Below are 20,154 nucleotides of genomic sequence, written 5' to 3' on the forward strand. Positions count from 1 at the left end.
TTTATCACTCCCGAGAAACCCTTATAATCATCAAATATCATACCAACTTTACTTTCACTCAAATCTTACATTAATGGAACTAACCTTCCCGTTAGCTTTAATAAAGCAGCCACGTATCAGTTGGCTGCCTTCTTGTTCTGTAGCTCCCTTTTCATTATCTTCTCACACCGTAACTGATGATTTCTTTTGTATCAGCATTAAGAAATACTTGAATGGGACCTAAAATAAGATCATTGGTTGTTTTGAAAGTCACTTTGTACAGGTTATCAATTTGAGGCGGTTCACCACCGTTTTGTACTGTAGGCAGCTCACTCAACTCCACTTCTGCAACATTTGCTGATTTCCAGTCACCTTTTACTTCTTCTTTAGCACTTTCAGTTAGGCTATTCCATGCTACTTCACGAAGAACCGAAACATTGCTAATTTTGTTCTCCTCATTTGAACATCCAACAGAACTGATTATCACCAAAAGAAAAGCTAGGAACACCAAAATATTTTTCATCTATACTCCCCCATAATCTTGTTGTCATAATATAGACGAAATGAAAAGATTAGTAGTTCCGTAACTTTACAATCAAATATTATATATGTTCAACTAATCTGCCTGTTAGTTGAATGCTTTAATAGAATTAAATGCAAACATTATTTCTGCTTCACAAACCAATTCATTGTTTACCGTTGCGATGCCTGTTCCTTTGACAATCTGTCCCTTGGTTCGGATCACTTCGAATTCAAGATGGAGCTGATCCCCTGGTTTAACTTGCTTTTTGAACCGACAATGATCAATACCAGTCAGTAACCCTATCTTATGGTTATTGCTCTCTAAGTTAGACATAACGATACCACCCATCTGTGCCAATGCTTCTACAATCAAGACTCCAGGCATGACAGGATAGTCAGGAAAGTGACCAAGGAAATAAGGTTCATTGAAAGTCACATTTTTAATTCCAACAGCTTTCTTTCCCTCAACAATTTCTAAGATTCTATCGACCAAAAGAAAGGGATACCTATGGGGAATAAGCTCTTTAATTTGATTAATATCCAGCATGGATTCTCCTCCTCTAATATTGGCTTATAACCCATTCTAACGTCATTCATTTAGAAGATGGTTAGATCAATAGACGAGAAACTAGTGCGTCAGCCTCATGATTATACCCTAATAAACAAAGATTATTGGCAATCCGATCAATTAAATTTTTCACCAGAGCAAGTATGTTGAAGATGGCGAACGAGAGATAACATGGCTATAATTTCATTAGACACTGCTGGTATGAATTGTTTGATACCTACTGAATCTTGAGTATATTTACAGTTACTTGAAATGATCTTTCTAGACGAAGCTTCTTCTTTGTTAAATAAAATTAAAAGGATTGATTATGTGTTAAAGTTAGAGGAATGTTTTAAGAAAGTAATAATTTATTTTAATGAGGAGCATATGTTTATATGCCCACATCAGCCGGTACTTAATGAAGCCGGAGAGTTTCAAAATTTTTTAGATGATGGACCCGTTCTAGAATTAAAGCGTAATATTACTATTGAAGAGTTACAGAATGCGATATTCGAAACTCTTGAGAAATCCAATTTGTATATTCTCAGTCAGCGCCCTAAACGTTTAGGGATTGAAAGACATCTAAAAGTAAGGAGCTACAAAGCAGCTACAAAAGATAAGAGCTTAATTTCACTAGGTTATTCTCCTGATGAGTCTATTGAGTATAGAATAATTGCTTATAGGAAGGAAAATAGTCTCGTCTATCTCAAGGAAAAAGAACTTTTAATAAAACAAGAAGATGCAATGCAGGATAATCAACTTGCTAAAACAGTGATTGAATTTATGGAACTATTACGAAATAAATGAACATTAAAATTAATTTTTAACTGTTATCAGATTCATCTCTTTTAACTGTACATCATTGAAATTACTTAAATAATCTAATGAAATTGATTCGTAATGGGTTAAACCCAGTTTTTGAGCAATGAGATAAGCTGGTGGGTTGGAATAGTCGATTTTGTTAACTTTAAAATCAAATATTTCTTCAATGTGTTCCGTGGAGTTGCCTTGCTGTACAACTAATTCATTGATTAAATCAAGATCGAATAATCTCTTTTCAATAACTAGAGTATCTCCGGCCCAATCGGCAGCATAATCAAATACAATTTCGTCTTTGTTGTATATTTTAATTTCCCACATATGATCTTCGAGATAAACGTAATACAATAATATACCCGGGTTAAACTCACTTATTATTTCATCTACATTTCCCCCTCTATAATCAACTACAAATGTAACCCAGCCGTTATTTTCACCAAACACATACCCTGGTATTTCAACATCTGATAAAAGATTCATTACCTTTGCTTGGTCAAAAGTCCTTAGGTGAAAGCTATCAGTAAAGCCACTCATTATATTGTCCCCCAAATAATTTGATTAAACTATCTCCTTCTAGTGAATGTCGGTTATGAACCAATATTCATCTACTGTGCTTAGATGGACATGCATTTATTCCTTATGCGAACAGTGAAAGACACCTCATTTTATTTCTTTGCTTGTTTAGACGCAAAATTTAATAATTCGTTGCATTAAACTGCCCGTTTTAACGAAAGGAATAGCTGCTAAACGGCAACCTGCTCCTTCCAGTTTTTGAACTAACGCTTCACCTCGGTTTAATCATGACCTGATTTAGAAGTCACCTCTTCATTTTTCTTTCTTCCATATAGCAGTTACTACAAAAGCAAATGCATAACCAATCACTTTAAATACAGCGTTAATAATCTCCATCTTTAACCATCTCCTCTATGGAGATTATATGCGAAACCCCGCGTTAACCTGCCCGTTAGCCAACGAGAAAAGGCGCAGTTGTCTTCTTACTACAGCTAACGTTAATCTTCAAATGATATCTCTTTGTCTAAAATGAACTCTTTATTTCGAGAACGTTCCATTGGTGGAGCATATGGAATCAATCTGAGTTTTAATTCTTCTATACTTTGAGGAAGTCGTGGGGTAACTATAAAACTAATTTGGGCATGTCCACCACCGCCACCTGCACTATTTTTACTGACTCTGTATTCTTTTTCTCCACTTATATCTAGGAGTAGTTGTGGGCGGATACGGCCTGTAACTTCACTTTTGTTCGATTGGTAAATTTCTAAATATACAATGCTTCCACCTTCATGCTGCATTGAATGTGTGATTTCATATTCAAATCCATTAACTATTGCCCTTTTCATAATGGGTAGGACATTGAGTAGTTTACCAGGTCCAATGGGTAAAGTTGGAGAGGAAACCTCAGCAAGATTGTGTAGAAGTCCATTAATTTGAGGGATACTTAATCCGAACTCAACTGCCCATTCGCCAACTATTTCTTTCGGTGGGAAAAATCGTTTCCCTTTTGTAATGTCTGTACGTTCACTAATTAAACCGATGATCCTTTTATCAATAGCTTTAACCGTTTCACTGTATTCGTTAGGAATTGACTTAAACTCACTCCAATTCATAAGACGCCTCCTCTACTTATCTAACTATACTCAGTATAACAAACAACCCAGTAATCATTATAAAAACAGCAAGTATATTCAACTATCCTGCCCATTTAGATTAATGAAATAGCAATGAAAAACTGTTAGATATTTTTCTAATTGATCAAATAATCAAGTTCTTTTCTATTTTCCCCTATACTTTTTTATGAGTGATTGTTAATATATTTTAATAATTAACTATTTGATGAAGGAGCTTTGTTTTGGAAAAAGTAGCAAAGATCGTTGGCGGAGCCTTTCTATTAATTGCATTTATTGTAATTTGTTTTATAATTTATATCTTGTACTCTCTTAACACACCACCGAAGAGTAATCCGGAACTTGTCACATATACTCAGGACAGGGTTAAAGATTACTTAATTGAGCAAAAGGGATATTCCGAAAGCGAAATCTTACATGTTGAATCAAAAAAAGAGCCGAAAGACGCAGACACTACAGCTGCAGGGTATTCAATTGCAGTTGTCTTCTCGGATGAGCCTAACGGATATTATTTTTATCAACTAGTTGATGATGAAGTCAGACAATTTGGAACGAATGGCGGAGTTTATAAACATGAGGATATTGAATATTGAATATTGAGTTTTCAAAAATATAAGCTTTATTATTTACCTCCCATAAACCATCCTTCTAATTTCTTTTGTGATGATAGAAGTCCTATGTGGCATTACAACTCATGATTATGGAGCAGTGCTAGACTGCTCCATATTATTAGGGATAAAACTAAACTTCCCCCAGTAGCTGAATGAAAACCCGTACCTTGATTCACTTCCTAACGTTTATATACTGACGTTCTTTCCACACGAACTCATTCCCCAACTGAAATGTGGCTAGTTCAATCACCAGATCTAGTTCTTTTTTAGGAGCATCCAAAAATCTCTCCTGCCCGTGCGCCCAGCAGCAATACAGCTCTAAGTCTTCACCTACTTCCATATTACTGCGTATATATTCAAAAAGTTCTACTAAGCACTTTTTGCTTGTCTGGTATAAAATCGGATGAGAATGTTTAAGCTCGTCATTAATCTCGAAAGAACCACCTTCGGGATTCACTTGGTAAACATACGGATGACGGAACAGATGCGAGGGTTGTCTGGTTATGGGACCGCTTATATATAATCCTGCTGCATCCTCTTCGGTATCGTAGACCTCCATAAGTTTATCCCCTTTTGGGTATTTTTCCAGTAATATTTGCATATTGAGATGATCCTTAGCGGCAGGGTTCACATTCGTTACATAATCATTAATTGTCATAACTGTTTTTTTCAGTCCAAACGAGCCTGTCGGAAGCTCATGGCTTGCAGAAATATAGTAAAATAGAGTCACGTGTCAATCTCACCCCACTCTGGAACTATTTTTAAAGCTTTTTATACCAATTAATCTATCTAACTACTCCATTGAATATTAAATTGATGATCATCAACAAAACCATTACAAGAATCATTCCTATAACCCACGCAGTAACACCGAGGTCTTTCCACGCATTTTAATAATTTTCCATTTTACTGGAATATATCAAAGACACTAATTTTATATAAGAATCATGATTAAAGAAATCACAAATCCTTGCGCCGCAGCTATGATCAAATCATTTTTCCAGTAGGTTTTTGTGTATAGACTAAATAATCTGAAGATAATAAAACCGCAAATTGCCACTAGAAACCAGTTCATTAACATTCCAACCACTCCTTAGTGAACTTTTGGTAAAGTCCCGTCGGACCGTTATGTCATCTCATTCTATTTATGTAATATGATTCGAATTCAGTGACAGAGTCAAACTTGTTTACAGCTACACCTTCTGTTTTGAGGTGATTCTCTAGCTTTTCCATTAATTGCAGTACAGCTAAACGCAACGGTTCAAAATTTGTGGGATCTAACAACGCAATTAGATCGGGGTATCCATAACTATCATAGAATTCACGATATTCACCTTGGTCAGCAGTACTAGGCCAACGCCCTTTCTCTGCAGCATACAAAATTCGAGATAAACTGTCTTGTACACTTATTGCTACGAAAAATGCCGTTTCGTAGTGGCCTGTTTCGCATGCGGTTAGTAGTTTATTCATCATCCCTCTCTCTTCTTCGTAATATCCACTCATGTGTCCTTTATAAGAGCGCACCACTTCTTGACTATTTCGTCGCATCGATATAAGACGAAGTGTATCTGTTGTTAATTTTTCACACGCTAACATTATTTCTTCTGGAATTAAACTAAACATTAGGGTATCCAGGTGCTTGTCCAGTTGCTCCGGTTTAAGAGAAAGATTTCGGACTTGCTCACGATAGTGCCCCCACATACGTGTATAATAGGTTTGATTCAACAACCCAAGAGACTTAAAGATATTTGCCGCGATCTCTTGAGATTGGGTTCGGAAATAACTCAGATCTTTGGCATTCTCAGCAATTCGCATTTTAGCTATGCTAAAAAGACAATTGTTCAATACCGATTCGGCTTTGGTGATCATTTCAGCAGCTTTGGATTCACTTCCCATGCTTGATATGGTCTCACGTAGTTCTATAAATCTTGCAAGATCATCATCTGATCGGACATATAACAGCTCACAGTCTGCTATAATTGTCGTGCTCCACTCTTCAGCAGCTGCCATTCTCTCAGCACGCTCCCAACCAATTGGCCAGAAGTCAAAACTTATACCATCAATAATGAACTGACACTCCACTTCTCTCCCTCTGGTTGTAGCTGGAATAAAAAAGAAATCCAAATCTGATCGTTCAGTCGCATGGCCCTGCAGATATGACCCATAATATCCTACAATCGCTACATCTTGAGGGTAATGATCCTTAATATGCTTGACAATAATGTCAGCAACAGCAAATACATCAACCATAAGATAACCTCCCTGGAATCAACTACGTGGCTGTCCGAAGTACTTTATTTCTAGAGTAACTTGCAACGCTGAGGAACAAAACGGAGAGATTACATATAATTATTATCTACCTGTTGTTTTATGAAATGACAATAAGGTTTATGAATGTCAATCCCTTGATAGAGTCAACACTCCATTTTTCAAAAATCATTAGTCGGAAAGAATTTTGCATCACCTTCGAAATCCCACCACAACTCCTGGTTACAATACCCAAGCTTGCATGAGAAAGACGAAAGAGAATGCATAACATAGGATAGCGAATACACGTAATCCTTTGTTATATAGGTTTCTCCCAATAAAAAGTACAGTAAGCGCAGCCGCACAGAAAAACAGATACAGGTACTCGTCTATACCGAGCACTGTAGAAACCATGATACAGACGGCTATAACAGCCATTGCAATACATGCATACAACAGACTATTAAAAAATCGCATATTTACCTCCTGTAAATCTATTACTTTGATATAAAAAAAAACAGCCAGGTCCCTCATGGAAATGGCTGTTCATATCGTTGAAGTTTATTATGTTAACAAATTAAGAGCTTATACTTTCTGCTCGGTTAGCCTGGCTTGCATGAATCTTCTTCATTGCAAATCTTGCGATCGGCTGTGCGACAAGCAGTTCAATCCAAAAGGCAACACCAAAATTTTGAAACCATGTCGGAAAGAAGTTGTGGAAAGGTTCTAGACTGATTTGTCTCATCCCCACCCAGGTACCGATAATCGTTAACAGAACCGATAGAATCGTCACATTCATTACAATGTTCAATAACACTCTGGCGTTAAAACCATCCGTTTGACCCACAAATTTGGGTAATACCTTGCGAACCAAAGGTCCTGCCACCAGCTTCACTAACAGAATAACGATAATCCACATGAACGGGATGACCTTCAATGTTTCTACATAATTGGCTACGCTAAAGCCTCGTTCCAACCCCAATATGATGGGCCCAATGGTGTTTACTGAAATAATGGACACGATCAGCATAAAAATAATGCCTTCTCTAGCATTCTGCGGAAGTCTATCTTCCTTGAACAAAATAATCCCCTCCGAAATTAAAATTAAAATTTCAGATGGTAGACGTATCTTGCGACATATATTTTTGGCATTAAAAAGTGCCAATATCTCTACACACCCTGAATCAATTTCATATCGCGTTATAACGAACGAAATTGGTTCAACAACTGAACAATTATAACATTTTACCTTAAGTTTAGGTAAGAGCGAATTTTGAATAACTCTTAATAATGATTCATTTCTCTTCCAACTCTGCTACACTGAGCTTAGAACTAGAACTCAAAATCTTGAAGAAGGTGCCTCCATGCAGCTCGAATTTGCTTATCTCCCCCCGACCTATTATGCTAATCTGCCTAATCCAGGTGGATATTTTCCGTTCACTTTTAATCAGGAGTATGTTCCATATGTTATGGATTTCATAAGTACGAACTCAGTCTGGTTCAATGAATCCAGTGCTCCGCTATTATTGGAGTGGATGCACAATCTGAATGCTTATCCGATCTGCTTCTGTCTGAATGTCTCACGTGTTTGGCAGGAGGATATCACTCAGCTATGCACACAGCGTTCGATAGAACACGTGGTGCTTAATAAATGGTTTTCTTTATTACATGTTACAACCACGGTACAGCTTGCCAGTGCCCTGCCGCTACTTCTAAATATGGCAAGCTGTAATGAACTGGTGATCTGGTCTATTGGCACTAGCGAGCCTCCCTTTACCATTGAACCAATATTAGTGGCAAATCATGGCGGTAGTCAGACCCAGCATACGGTTGTCATTGACATGACGAAAGCCAAAACGATTTTCTGGCCGGGATACGATGGTGCTTTTATCTCTGTTCTATCGAATGAACCGCGTTTCACTAATATATCGAAGGTCAAAGCGACCTTTCCTCCAGGTGTTGAACTGATCGAGATTGAATTGTCATCTTAGCTGAAGTACCGGAATAACGATCACAGCCACCCTCTGCGATGCAGCAGTGCCTCGATTTGAGCGGTGTGATGTTTATTGTGCCAAATGAATCTTTGCAGTGCCGTATCAAGTGTGATCTTCCCCAGCACTTCGGTACGGAGCATTCGGCTAAAATCTTCATCGGACAGGCTGCTTACGAGAACATAGAAACGTTTATGCAGGATGGCAAGCAGAGTTATGGAATCATTCACTTCTGCTCTCCTATAATCTTCGAGCTCGGCCCATAAGTCCTCCCTGTAAGAGCTGGCGATCGGCACATCCTCGGTCAGAGCACGTTTAAACCGAATATAGGCATTCATATCATTATCCGCCATATGATGGACGACCTGCTGAATGCTCCATCCAGCTTCTCGATAAGGGGTAAGCAGTTGTTCTGGATTTAAAGGTTCAGTGAGTCTCTTAAGATGACGCGTTATATCCAGTAATTCATCCATTCCATTCATTCTTGCTTCTGCCGACAATAGCCCAACAGGTACAAATCGACCTATAGGATAACGTAGTGGATCCATGAAATCACCAACTCTCTCTCAACATGTTATATAAAAAATAACCCAGCCTTAAACCACGTGGATTACAGGCTGAGTTATTTTCCGAGAATATCGAGAATATCCTTTATAGCTATTGTATCTGTTATTCACTGCTCATGTAGAGTTGAAACATCCTTGGTCCGTTCCATATACCACATGTAAAAATGATCTGCTGCTTGCACCGGCACATCCTGAGCCTTATGATGAAGAACAGGCTTTGCACGATTGGTGGTTTGGATGGAAGCTAGGTCAAGACGTCGCTGAAGTATGCCTTGCGTTACTTTGACTTCGGTGATCTTGGCTCTCTTTGAAATAAACAGACTTGTAGCAAATCCTCCGCTCTTAAACTGAACAAAATGCTCTCCAATGCTGTATCTGCAGTTAAGATAATCGAGGACTCTCCATAGCACGACACAGACAAGCAAGCCAGCGGATAATACCCACCAAGCTTCATCCCAGCCAAATAGGTTCGGCTTAAAATAAACGAGTAGCGCTGTTGCAACGATCCAGATCCAGCTTGGCCTCACAAGACGCAGCCATAACGATGTACGAGGCAAACGCTGCATATCGAGGGATACTTCATAGGCCGGCAGCATCTCGGGGATCATGGCGTGAACTTTACTTACTGGTAAAAAAGGATACAGGCTGTTCACTTCATGCTCCGCTTCCCCCACACTGCCTGCCGTGACCAGCTTGACCTCTGCCAGTCCGAGCAGCCTCTTGATGAAGGATTGCGAAATTTCAATTGCCTGCACCTTTTCTTTTGCAATGGAAAACGCAGTTTGCTCCATGACTCCTTTGGCAATATAGATCCGTTCCTCATCTGAAGAAATTTCAAAGTTTCCGTACTTAAGAAATGTAGTCACGATCCCGAGAATGACAGCCAGCAGGACGATTCCGGCAATAACCAATGAGGTCATCCACCAAGAGGATAACACCGTGGACAGTATCCCCTCGGCCTGCTCCTCGATATCGATAAATTCCTGCACATTAGAGTACAGTGTCCCCACAATGGGAATAAGGACCAGGAAGCTGAGCGATGTAAAAGAAGCCTTTAATACTTCCTTCCTGGTCGGCTTGAAATGGAGCGTGCGCTGCTGTGCTTCAGGAGCTTGTTCAGAGGTAGCAGCATGGACCGTGTCGCGGATCTCCTCCGATGATTCTTGTATCTGATCTGCTGTCAATTCGATCTCGTTCTCATCATTTGGAGCGCTGTCCATTTCGTTAGATGTGTTCTTGGAATGCATAGCAGAAGCGACACGCTCTTTATTCACTTGGTCAGCGATGTACTTCTCAATGCGATCTGCTTCGGCACGAGATATCACTTGAAACTCCACAGCCGCTTCGTCCCCCGTCATCCCTGTCTCGAACCTGATGGAGGTCACCTTAAAAATTCGATGAAACAATGAAGCATGACGGTTTACATTTTGAATTTTTCTGAATGGAATCGTTCGCTTCGATTTGACGAATACCCCTTGCGCAAGATGAAAGGAGGTATCATCGAGGCGGTAACGCTCGGTGATCCAGCGCCACACAATAGTAATAAGACAACCCACGATAACCAGATAAAAAATCCATCTTCCGTATATGACCCACTTCGCTTCGGAACCCATTTGGATGACAAACAACAAAATAATAATGGAGAAAGTATTTTTGATCAGCTTCCATACCTCAAACAGAATTAGCAGTGGATGATAGCGTTTATCTTCGGTCATTCATCCACCTCTTTTATTTTGGCATAATAAGCGATTTGATCTCTCAGGTCCAGCGCAACCTGCTCAGGCAGAACTGGAATACTGTGTGAAGATCCCATCGTATCTACCGATAAAGCGTACAAATTATATTTGCGAAGCAGCGGACCCTGACGGGTAGCCACCGATTGAATCTTGGTCATGGGAATTAGCTGATGGACCTCAGTCAGCGTACCGAACTTCAGCTGGAGAAACTGCTCTGTTACATCATAGCGCCAGTGTGCGTATAGCAGCTTGGGACGGATCAAGATATCCCAGACAGCATAGAGCACCGAGATGATCGTGAGTCCGATGAGAACCCAGCCGATCCAAGCATACCAGGAGAAATAATAGTCGAGATATAACAACACCCCGAGTACTACAAACCCGATCACATTACTGATTACTGCACTGATCCACCATATTTTGACCGCATTGTCTGCTAATCGCTGCTGCGGCTCTTTCGTTTGCGAGTACAATGTACCACCTCTTATTCCGACCACCCTTATGTCTTGGTCTTCGTTTCGTCTGAATGATCGTCTAATGACAATTTTTCATATATACCTTCATCTAATTTAACAAAATAAGTGTAAAATTAATTCCTCTCTGTCTCATTTACCCTCCTTGCTCTTCAAGTGGATTCTTCGGTGTTCTTCCAGCTTTAATTTGATCTGACCGATGTATGTATCCAGCACACGGATCCGGTGACAGCTAACGAAATGAATGCAATGAAGCAACACATATAGTACGGTGAGGAAGTCCCCGTTTGCCCTAAGCTTCTCACTGCTGGAATCTACTAGCCTTTCCATATCCACCTGCCTCCTACATTACTTTATTTCACGGTCATGAATGACGCCGAACATGCCGGTCATACCTTGATGCACATTAAAACCGTATTTCTGATAAAAGCTTTCTTTGCCCTGAGCGGAAAATAGCCCTACAAATGCCTTCTCAGCCGCATGCTCACTTAAATATTGCTGGATCGCCTTCATGATCAGCTGTCCCAGCCCCTTACTCTGATGCTCCGGCTTCACGACAATATCCTGGACGTAGAAATACATGATACCATCGCCCACGATTCTGCCCATGCCGACAGCCTCTCTATTATATTCTATAACAACGCCATAGCAGGAATGCTGCAATGATTGTTCAGCTGCATCAAAATTCATGACCTCTTGCCAGCCGACTGAACTGCATAAATCAATATATTCCTTCACATTCGGCATTCTGTGAATCGTTTGATATTTATGTTCGGACATGGTCGTTCGATCTCCTATTCATTGTCTTGTTGTCTGATCACTCGTCTTAATTTGGATCTCTGTAAAGAATAGCTCTCACTGCAAATCTTGGCAAGATCAGCTGCCTTCTCCACCTTGAAGGCTGATTTATAAGTCTGTACATCCACTCCAGATTCAGCCTCTGCCAGATGCGGGGTGCTCTTTTTACTCTTCCAGCTATAATATCAAGCGTGCCACCAACACCGATAGCGATTCGTGCATTCAGTTGGTCCCTGTGCTTATGTATCCACTCTTCCGCATAAGGCGCGCCGAGTGCAACGACAAGGATATCCGGATTCGCTGAACTGATCTCCTCTAGGATTCGCCCTTCCTCGGAAGGATGGAAGAAACCATGATGCCTCCCCTTTATGATGGCACCAGGGTAGGATGTTCGTATGTTCGCTTCCGCTGCTTTGCTCGTCTCCTCATCCGCTCCTAGCAGATAGAAGGACCACTTCTTCTGATGCCCGGCGTCTAGAAGATGATAAAGAAGATCACAACCCGTTACCCGCTCAGGAAGGGGATCTCTTTTGACCCTTGAGACCATCACAATTCCTGCACCATCGGCGGTAAGCAGCCCGGCACGATCTACAATCTGACGAAGCGCAGCATTATGCTGACAGGACATCGCGATCTCCGGGTTTAAGGTAACTACATGATACAGCTCTTCTTGCCTTTTCTCTATGACCTCACTCAAGATTTGGACCGTCTCTGTCATCGTGAGCTTTGGAACTGGAATGCCCATAATTTTCGAATAGTTCTCCATGATGATAACCTCGCTTCTATACTTTATGTCCTTCGTTCGTTGCATTATTTAATCCTAACGCGTTCTCATATATCGGCACTAACTCTTGCAGGTTTCTGATCGACTTGTGTGGCTTATGCTCGAGCTGATCATCCCACACCTTGTCTCTTGCCATCCATATGGCCTGTATGCCGCATTTAACAGCACCGGCTATATCATTCTGAGGATGATCTCCAACGAACCACACATCCGCTGGGGCCATGTTTAACCTCTGTAACGTGATGGCATAGATATCCGGATGAGGCTTCTTAATCCCTGCTTCGGCGGAAATGATGATTGTATCAAAATAATCCCGAATCCGAAGCTGAACAATCTTAGCACCTTGCACCTGGACCGAACCATTCGTGATGACAGCCATGGGTACGCCTTTGGACTTAAAATAATCCAGAACCGTATATAGATGCTCCATAGGCTTGATGCAGCGTGGCAGCTCTTCTTTGAAGAAGGCAATGTACTCCTCAGCCGTGGGCGGATCAGACCAGCTGAGCTGACTTACCAGCATATCGTATACTTCTTTTTTATCACGGTAGCCATTCTGATCCGCTTCTCTAAACCGTTCAGCGATGAAGGCTTGCCTGCTTACATCCGCTTTAGGGAAGTACGTAGTAATGAATCTCGAAATATAGTCTTCAATGGAAGCCTGCCGATCGGACAGCGTATCGTCTAGGTCAAAGATCAATGCTCTTACTGGCACGAAGCTCCCTCCGCTTCTTGATTCCAATGGGTATCTGTATAGCCGCGATTTATATTCCACTCTGCCAGCAATGCTCTTTGACGCTCTTCTAAATCTGGATACGGTGCGGCGTTGAACTCAATCTGATTAAACAAATTATCATATACTGGGAGTGGACTGCCCGCATTTTTAAATCTTCTGAACGCACCAATCTCTTCATCATTGGCTGCCCACACCACTTTTCGAATCAACGACAGCACGATTGTACCTGTACACATCGGACAAGGCTCACAAGTAGTGTATAACGTCAGACCATTGTTGGGTATGAATTTACGGGTTGCTGGGTTTACGATAACCTGTCCTGCTTGTCTAATTGCGTCCACTTCAGCATGAGCTGTTGAATCAGAATCCGAAAATACCCGATTTCTTCCCCTACTGATGACTTCACCGTTCGCATCCACAATGACTGATCCAATGGGGAAGGTTCCTTCATCTCTTGCTTTCATCGCTTCTTCAAATGCCATCAGCAAGTATGTATAATCCTTGTCCATCACTACACTCCTCTGTTTTAAAGATCGGCTTTGCTGTGTGCTTGCATTGTTATGTAAAAAAAGACCCGGCCTCAGATAGCTTCTATCTTGGGCCGGGCCTCGGAAGTCATTACGAGCTTATGTACATAAAGCCCATCATTCCATTATTATACAGTTATTGATGCAGCTTGGAAACCTAATCTTGATATCCCTCTATTTCTACTGATAGTTGAATCTATTACTTAACTTATCTTGTGACTTTATCAAATGAATTCGGTTGAATAAAATATCCAATCTCCACCGCATGATCAATCAGCTTATTAAAGTACGCCTCATCTGGCTCGGCACACTGTACCCCGGTGCCTGCAAGGAACTCCATCGTTTGGGGACATGTGTACCGGAACATGGAATTCTTCGCTCCATCCCCTTCCAGCTGGGCCATCGCGAGTTCAACTCCCGCCGAATCCTTCGGTTCGTTCGGATTAAGCAGCCAGCCTTCGAACTCACTCAAGTCCATTAACGTGATGTCATAGCCTGCAGCTGTAAAGTACTCGACCATACGCTCATAAGGAATCGTAACCGGATTACATATGTGAAAGACTCTTCCTACGGTCTCATCCTGAAGCGCAAGCGCTGTTACTGCTTGTCCCGCATAGTCAATCGGAGTCATATCCACTTCCCATCTGACCCGAGGAGCTCTTCTCAGCAGCAGCATCGCCTTCAGCATGCGGTAAAAGGCGTTGTTATCGATATTATGTTGGAATACCCCGTTATCTGAGCGGCAGGATAAATTGCCGACCCGATAAACATTCACCGGCACTCCTTCTTCACCCGCCTGTATTACCAGCTTCTCCGCTTCAAGCTTGCTATTCGTATATACATTCTCGACATATGATGTCATATAGCCATTTCCTTGAACGATGTCAGTCCATTGCCCATTCTCAGCAAGCTCTTCCGGAATACCCAGTGTGGAAATAAAGTGAAACCGGATGCCGCTTCCTTCTCTTGCCAGAGACAGCAGGCGATTCGTGCTCTCTACATTCACATTAGCAAAATGCTTGGCATCTCCAAAGTGTCTCACATCCGCACCACAGTGGATGATAGAATCAATCTGCTTATCCACCAGCATTTGGTCTGCCTCACTAAGCCCCAGGTTCTCCTTCTCCAGATCTCCTTCCAATACAACAACCCGGTTCTCAATCCATTCTGCAGATTCACTGCCGAAGTAGCCCTGCATGATGTGAACCAAGCGTGCATATGGATCCATTCCCGAAGAAGAGCGGACGAGACAGTACACGATAGCATCTGAACGCTGAAGCAGCTCTGCCAGCAAATGAGAGCCTAAGTATCCGGTTGCTCCAGTTAGTAGAATGTTTTTCTGTGCAGACCTCTTTATGCTGAAGTGATCTGCAGTACCAATGACTGCCGGATGTTCTGCTAAATCCTCAACTGGACGATTTAGGATATCTATATCCCTGTCATCCTTCTCTACCGCCTGATTAAGCTCCTCAATCCGCTCAGCTAATTTTGCAATCGTTGGATACTGGAAGAAGTCATTGATTTTGAGTAGTGGATAACTTGGCTTCAGCTGAACCAGAATCTCAAGAATCTTGAGCGAGTACCCGCCAATCTCAAAGAAATCATCATGAATACTGATTCTCTCTAAGTCCAGTACCTGCTTCCAGGACGCTGCAACAGCTTGCTGGGTATCATTCTCCGGTGCTGTATATACCGAATCATTCTCATCTGCCTTAAGTTCATAGGCTGCGAGTTGTTTACGGTCAATTTTGCCAGTAGGAGATAACGGCATTTCCACTACATGCTGCATATACGTAGGAACCATATATCCCGGAACCTTCTTACTTAGATATTGCACAAGATCCTTCTTAGGTATTGCTGCCCCATCGTTCGTTGTATAAAATGCCGCTAACAATTTGTTGCCATCCTCAGTAATTGGAATGACTGCAATGTCCTTGATATTCTCGTGCTTGGCAAAACTATTTTCAATCTCACCAATTTCAATTCGGAATCCTCTGATCTTAATCTGCGAATCCCGTCTTCCTCTGTATTCAACCTGTCCATTCGGCAATAGCCGCACCAAATCACCAGAGCGATAAAATTTCTTCCCTGAACCCGGACGGATCGGATCTGAGATGAATGCTTCCTTCGTCTTCTCCGGCTGGTTCAAGTAACCTTTGGCTACACCTACAGAGCTGATTAGCAGCTCTCCTGTAACTCCGATGGGACACAGGTCATTGTTCCCGTCCACAATATACAGCTCGTAGTTGGCAAGCGGAGTCCCGATCACAATCGTGGAGACATCCTCCGGCACTGGATAATCTACCTTATGTCCGGTTGCAACAACGGTAATTTCGGTAGGACCATAGAGATTCGTCACGGGAATCTGCAGCTTTTTCTGAAACATCCTTACCGTCTCTCCCGTCAGGGCTTCTCCCCCGACAGTGATGCTCTTAATCTTCTCATATTTAACTGCTGCATCCTCCGGCAGATAGGCGGCAAGTCTGTTAAAGAATACGGTTGGCAAAATGGCAATTCGGGTCGCTTCTAGCTGCTCCACAGCTTCTGTAAAAGCATCGATCGAGAAACGTTCTTCATCGGACAGCAGATGCAGTCTGGCACCGCTCCCGATCGAACCGAAGATATCATACACGGAAGCATCGAAACTGAAGGTAGAGTATTGCAGAATCACATCCTCTTCCGTCAAGCCAAGATCCTGCTTGGTCGCCATCGCCAAATTGACAACCCCTTTATGGGCAATCAAGGCTCCCTTCGGCTTGCCGGTCGATCCCGATGTATAAATGACGTAGGCCAGATCATCCTCGTCAATGCGGATCGCTGGCGCCGTCTCGGAATAGGAACCGTCAAGCTGATCCAAACAGACGATTTCCGGTCTATGCTCGAATCCGGCAAGCAGTGAATCCAGCTTCGGAATATAGCTGCTCTCGGTCAGGATCACCTTTGATTTCGTATCTTCGATGATATATGCATTTCTCTCCTCCGGATGGGTCGGATCAAGCGGGATATAAGCTCCTCCAGCTTTCATTACACCCAGCAGGCTTACAATCGTCTCTAAGCTTCGCTCCATAAAGAGAGACACAAATTCACCCTTGCGTATCCCCTTCTCCACGAGCATGTTTGCAATTTTGTTTGACAGCAGGTCCAGCTCTTGATAAGTAAGCTCATCCTCATTCGCGGACAAGGCGGTTCGATCTGGAAACTGCGCAGCTACTGAAGTGAACATGGACACGATGGTGGCCTGCTCCGGGAGACTCATCTTCGTGTCGTTCAGCACATCGTAGACTCTCCAGTCTTCTTCTGTCAGAATGGGAAGACTAGAAATCGTCGTATCCATATCTCCATCTTCAAGCACACCGCTCATTAACCGCTCAAAGTGCTGAATGTATCGGCGAATGGTATCTTCCTTGAACAGCTGCGAATCATACGAAACATGAAGGAGCCAGGTATCCGGCCCCTCCTGCACGTACCAATTCAGTCTGCTGGCTTCATGATGAAGCTTCATGCCGTATATGGTTTGATATTGAACCGTGTATCCAGCTATATTCTCCACATCCGCATGGCTCAGCTCTGATGAATCCAGTTGTACAAGCTTATCCAGCACCTGCTCATACACACGTCTGAACGAATCTGTTCTACTTATGGAGATACGCATAGGAAGAAGCTGTTCTCTTCTGTTTTGCACACCAATCAGCATATCATTGTCCTGAGTCATTCGGTGCAGGAATACCGCGTATCCGGCAAGCATCCATGCCTTCATATCATATAGTTCACTGTAACGCTTCAGCATTACGGGCTCAAGGTTCAGTACCTGCTCTGTCCGAGCTGCTGCCTGCTTGGCATAGTTCAATGACCCATCTGTATACAAATGAAATCCGGGCAAAGGCAGCTGCAGCTCGTCAGACCAATACTGCTTGGTTTGTTCTAACAACATGGTGGTATTCAACAGATATCAGCTCCCTTTATTTATTGCACTCTAAGTTTGTCTACTAATGTCTCTAATTCGCCTGCAACCTCGTTCATTTGTTCCGCTGAATCAAAAATCTTGGCAAAAGCAGCCTGCTGCTCTTGAGCACTACGCTCAATTTGACCGGAGACTACTGAATTCTTCTCAGCCATATCCGCAAGTGATTTGATTGAAGCCGTAATTTGCTCCGTTTCTGCAACCATCTGCTGTGTAGCGGCAGATACTTCTTGAATTTGGCTTGTGACGGAATCGGTTGAAATTAGAATGCCTTTGAAGATCGAGCCGGTTTCTTTGACGATCTCAATACCTTTGGCTACATTTTGCTCTCCATCACCAATGGCCTCTACAGCGAGAGCCGTCTCATCCTGGATGTATCCGATCAATTCTGCGATCTGATCTGCTGATTTCTTAGAGGCTTCGGACAGCTTCTTCACTTCATCCGCTACGACTGCAAATCCTCGTCCCTCTTCACCAGCTCTTGCCGCTTCAATACTAGCATTCAGAGACAACAGGTTCGTCTGTGAAGCAAGCTCTGTAATCACTTGAACGATCTGGCCAATTTCGCCGGAACGCATCTGCAGCTTCTCAATAATATCTACCGAGTTCTTAACCGAACGATTGATGGAGTTCATCTGCTCAATGACCTGATCTACATTCTGATGTCCTACCTCAGACTGCTCCTTCATCTGCAAAGAAATCTCGGACAGCTCGGAAGTATTCCCGGCAATCGTGGTTACACCCGATGAGATCTCTTCGAGCGAAACGACGCTCTCTGATATCGACACACTTTGCTTCGCAACACTATTGGTCATTTCTTCAATATTTTTCGTAATATCTACCGTATTTTCGTTGTTAACTTCAACCGCACTGAACAAGAATTTGGATTGCTCCGCGGATTGCTCGGATACCTTCTTGATCGTAGTCACCAAACGACCAATGTTACTTGCTGTGGTGTTGAATTTCTCGTTGACTTGTCCAAGCTCATCATCACTCGTTCTCAGCTGTACGGTAAAGTCACCCTTACTCAATTTGTCTAGTGCTCCCATCAGCTCTTTGATCGGCTTGAAGGTCTGTCTAATGGTGATATATTGCAATGCCAGAACGACAACTAGAGTAATAAGCAGCGCAAGAAGGGTATAAGTCAGCAGCTCCTGCTTGCCCGTTGCAATCAGACTTGCATCCACATCAATTCCCATATATGCAAATACTTCGCCTGCTCCATTCACAAAGGGATACAGTACCGTAATCCATGTACCATAATCATCGTTATAAGCAGCGGTGTAGGCTATTTCCTTGCTTTCAAGCATCTCCTTCACGCCGTCTGCATGAATTTGAGGCTGTGCGTACATGTCGCCAAGTGCCATATCTTCTGCAGCGAACATCTCAAGCACTGCCGTTGGCAGTGCAATGATCGAGGTTTGCGTACCCTCTTCCAGCTCCGGTCCAAAGATATAGCCTTGTGCTACATTGGGATGGGTCTTGGATAACTCATCAAATACAGCTGTAATTTGCTGTTGAATCGGAGAATTCGGATCCGGGTTATTTTTCGCTGCTTCCGCATCTTCCACAGATACCTGGCTTCCCAGAGCCTCCATTAATTTTCCGGAATCGGATTGAAGCTGTTTGGTCAATACATTACCTTGAATAAACTGACTGCAGCCAATAACGACAGCACCTGTAATAATGATATAGAAGCTTGTGAGTATCATATTTCTAGCAACAATGCTCAGGTTTTTGAAGCTCCACTTTTTTAACTTACTCATGTCTGACAGTTCTCTCCCTACTCATCCATATGTAGTTTCTATTTCATCTTAAATTGCATGGTAAACCTTCCAGCCTTGGTCGTTGGTGTTGCTTCCTCCTTTCTCATAGTTCGCTTTAAGAAACAAAAAAATGAACCTATGGACAAAATAATGCCATGGCTCATTCAAGCAACTGGCTGACATTTCCTTACGGAAGTAGTCCCTCTAGCTTTGCGTCACTGCTTTTCAACAGCTTTGCCACGTATTCAATTTACAAGTAGTGCTTAAGAACTAGAAAATCTATATACACTAAAAGTAAACTGGTGTTCACTTTTACTAATCGGCTTTTTTTGTTAGTTTTTTAATACTATAAGACTATTTTTTGCATAAAATCTCTATTCTTAATTTAAATATGTACCCCCTCATGACCAGTTTCTAATTGCAAGGAATTATTTCACATTTCGACAAA

20 protein-coding genes and 1 riboswitch are annotated in these 20,154 nt (G+C 42.2%); of the genes, 3 read left to right on the top strand and 17 right to left on the bottom strand.

Annotated features, from left to right (window positions below; genetic code table 11):
- Positions 1-154: 154 nt before the first annotated feature.
- Together BK126_RS06565 and fabZ are read right to left on the bottom strand one after the other, a co-directional pair.
- On the bottom strand, positions 155-502 hold the full coding sequence (locus BK126_RS06565) for a hypothetical protein (protein WP_076311818.1): 348 nt from the start codon (positions 500-502) through the stop codon (positions 155-157).
- A gap of 105 nt (positions 503-607) precedes the next feature.
- Positions 608-1,048, bottom strand: coding sequence for a 3-hydroxyacyl-ACP dehydratase FabZ (fabZ, locus tag BK126_RS06570; protein ID WP_076311819.1), 441 nt, complete (start codon positions 1,046-1,048; stop codon positions 608-610).
- A gap of 330 nt (positions 1,049-1,378) precedes the next feature.
- Between fabZ and BK126_RS06575 the strand changes: the two genes are divergently transcribed.
- Positions 1,379-1,855 carry a hypothetical protein gene (locus BK126_RS06575; RefSeq protein ID WP_076311820.1) on the top strand — a complete coding sequence of 159 codons (477 nt, stop codon included), beginning with the start codon at positions 1,379-1,381 and terminating at the stop codon, positions 1,853-1,855.
- Between the two features lie 9 nt (positions 1,856-1,864).
- Here the strand turns inward: BK126_RS06575 and BK126_RS06580 are convergent, their stop codons facing one another.
- Positions 1,865-2,401, bottom strand: coding sequence for a hypothetical protein (locus BK126_RS06580; protein ID WP_076311821.1), 537 nt, complete (start codon positions 2,399-2,401; stop codon positions 1,865-1,867).
- Positions 2,402-2,877: 476 nt separating this feature from the next.
- On the bottom strand, positions 2,878-3,492 hold the full coding sequence (locus tag BK126_RS06585) for a hypothetical protein (RefSeq protein WP_076311822.1): 615 nt from the start codon (positions 3,490-3,492) through the stop codon (positions 2,878-2,880).
- A 242-nt stretch (positions 3,493-3,734) separates the two neighbouring features.
- On the opposite strand from BK126_RS06585, the gene BK126_RS06590 reads away from it, so the two are divergent.
- The gene (locus BK126_RS06590) at positions 3,735-4,103 is read left to right on the top strand and encodes a DUF3139 domain-containing protein (RefSeq protein WP_076311823.1); all 369 of its coding nucleotides are present in this window, start codon (positions 3,735-3,737) and stop codon (positions 4,101-4,103) included.
- 190 nt (positions 4,104-4,293) lie between these two features.
- Here the strand turns inward: BK126_RS06590 and BK126_RS06595 are convergent, their stop codons facing one another.
- From BK126_RS06595 to BK126_RS06610, 3 genes are all read right to left on the bottom strand, one after another.
- Entirely contained in the window at positions 4,294-4,851 is a 558-nt protein-coding gene (locus BK126_RS06595) for a hypothetical protein (RefSeq protein WP_076311824.1), read from the bottom strand.
- Between the two features lie 401 nt (positions 4,852-5,252).
- The gene (locus tag BK126_RS06600) at positions 5,253-6,371 is read right to left on the bottom strand and encodes a hypothetical protein (protein WP_076311825.1); all 1,119 of its coding nucleotides are present in this window, start codon (positions 6,369-6,371) and stop codon (positions 5,253-5,255) included.
- A gap of 574 nt (positions 6,372-6,945) precedes the next feature.
- Positions 6,946-7,449: a hypothetical protein gene (locus BK126_RS06610; protein ID WP_143757685.1), complete on the bottom strand. Its 504-nt coding sequence runs from the start codon at positions 7,447-7,449 to the stop codon at positions 6,946-6,948.
- Between the two features lie 283 nt (positions 7,450-7,732).
- On the opposite strand from BK126_RS06610, the gene BK126_RS06615 reads away from it, so the two are divergent.
- Positions 7,733-8,359 carry a hypothetical protein gene (locus BK126_RS06615; protein WP_076311827.1) on the top strand — a complete coding sequence of 209 codons (627 nt, stop codon included), beginning with the start codon at positions 7,733-7,735 and terminating at the stop codon, positions 8,357-8,359.
- Positions 8,360-8,379: 20 nt separating this feature from the next.
- Here BK126_RS06615 and BK126_RS06620 read toward each other — a convergent pair whose 3' ends face one another.
- The 10 genes from BK126_RS06620 to BK126_RS06665 all read right to left on the bottom strand — a co-directional run bounded on the left by BK126_RS06620 (position 8,380) and on the right by BK126_RS06665 (position 19,706).
- Entirely contained in the window at positions 8,380-8,907 is a 528-nt protein-coding gene (locus tag BK126_RS06620) for a YfiT family bacillithiol transferase (protein ID WP_076311828.1), read from the bottom strand.
- A gap of 125 nt (positions 8,908-9,032) precedes the next feature.
- Positions 9,033-10,640 carry a PH domain-containing protein gene (locus BK126_RS06625; RefSeq protein ID WP_076311829.1) on the bottom strand — a complete coding sequence of 536 codons (1,608 nt, stop codon included), beginning with the start codon at positions 10,638-10,640 and terminating at the stop codon, positions 9,033-9,035.
- Positions 10,637-11,134, bottom strand: a complete 498-nt coding sequence (locus BK126_RS06630) for a PH domain-containing protein (protein ID WP_076311830.1) — start codon at positions 11,132-11,134, stop codon at positions 10,637-10,639. Before BK126_RS06630 ends, BK126_RS06625 begins: the two co-directional genes overlap by 4 nt.
- 132 nt (positions 11,135-11,266) lie before the next feature.
- Positions 11,267-11,464, bottom strand: a complete 198-nt coding sequence (locus BK126_RS06635) for a hypothetical protein (RefSeq protein WP_076311831.1) — start codon at positions 11,462-11,464, stop codon at positions 11,267-11,269.
- A gap of 18 nt (positions 11,465-11,482) precedes the next feature.
- The gene (locus tag BK126_RS06640) at positions 11,483-11,914 is read right to left on the bottom strand and encodes a GNAT family N-acetyltransferase (RefSeq protein ID WP_076311832.1); all 432 of its coding nucleotides are present in this window, start codon (positions 11,912-11,914) and stop codon (positions 11,483-11,485) included.
- A gap of 46 nt (positions 11,915-11,960) precedes the next feature.
- Positions 11,961-12,698, bottom strand: a complete 738-nt coding sequence (locus BK126_RS06645) for a WecB/TagA/CpsF family glycosyltransferase (protein WP_076311833.1) — start codon at positions 12,696-12,698, stop codon at positions 11,961-11,963.
- 16 nt (positions 12,699-12,714) lie between these two features.
- The gene (locus BK126_RS06650; protein ID WP_076311834.1) at positions 12,715-13,431 is read right to left on the bottom strand and encodes an HAD family hydrolase; all 717 of its coding nucleotides are present in this window, start codon (positions 13,429-13,431) and stop codon (positions 12,715-12,717) included.
- Positions 13,422-13,961 carry a nucleoside deaminase gene (locus BK126_RS06655; RefSeq protein ID WP_076311835.1) on the bottom strand — a complete coding sequence of 180 codons (540 nt, stop codon included), beginning with the start codon at positions 13,959-13,961 and terminating at the stop codon, positions 13,422-13,424. Before BK126_RS06655 ends, BK126_RS06650 begins: the two co-directional genes overlap by 10 nt.
- Positions 13,962-14,187: 226 nt before the next feature.
- Positions 14,188-17,922 (bottom strand): non-ribosomal peptide synthetase family protein, encoded by a 3,735-nt coding sequence (locus tag BK126_RS06660; protein ID WP_076311836.1) that lies wholly within the window; start codon positions 17,920-17,922, stop codon positions 14,188-14,190.
- 20 nt (positions 17,923-17,942) lie between these two features.
- Positions 17,943-19,706 carry a methyl-accepting chemotaxis protein gene (locus BK126_RS06665; RefSeq protein WP_076311837.1) on the bottom strand — a complete coding sequence of 588 codons (1,764 nt, stop codon included), beginning with the start codon at positions 19,704-19,706 and terminating at the stop codon, positions 17,943-17,945.
- Positions 19,707-19,870: 164 nt separating this feature from the next.
- Positions 19,871-19,955, bottom strand: a riboswitch (cyclic di-GMP riboswitch).
- Between the last annotated feature and the right edge of the window lie 199 nt (positions 19,956-20,154).

Source organism: Paenibacillus sp. FSL H7-0326 (assembly GCF_001955535.1).
In the GTDB taxonomy this organism is placed as follows: Bacteria; Bacillota; Bacilli; order Paenibacillales; family Paenibacillaceae; genus Paenibacillus; species Paenibacillus shunpengii.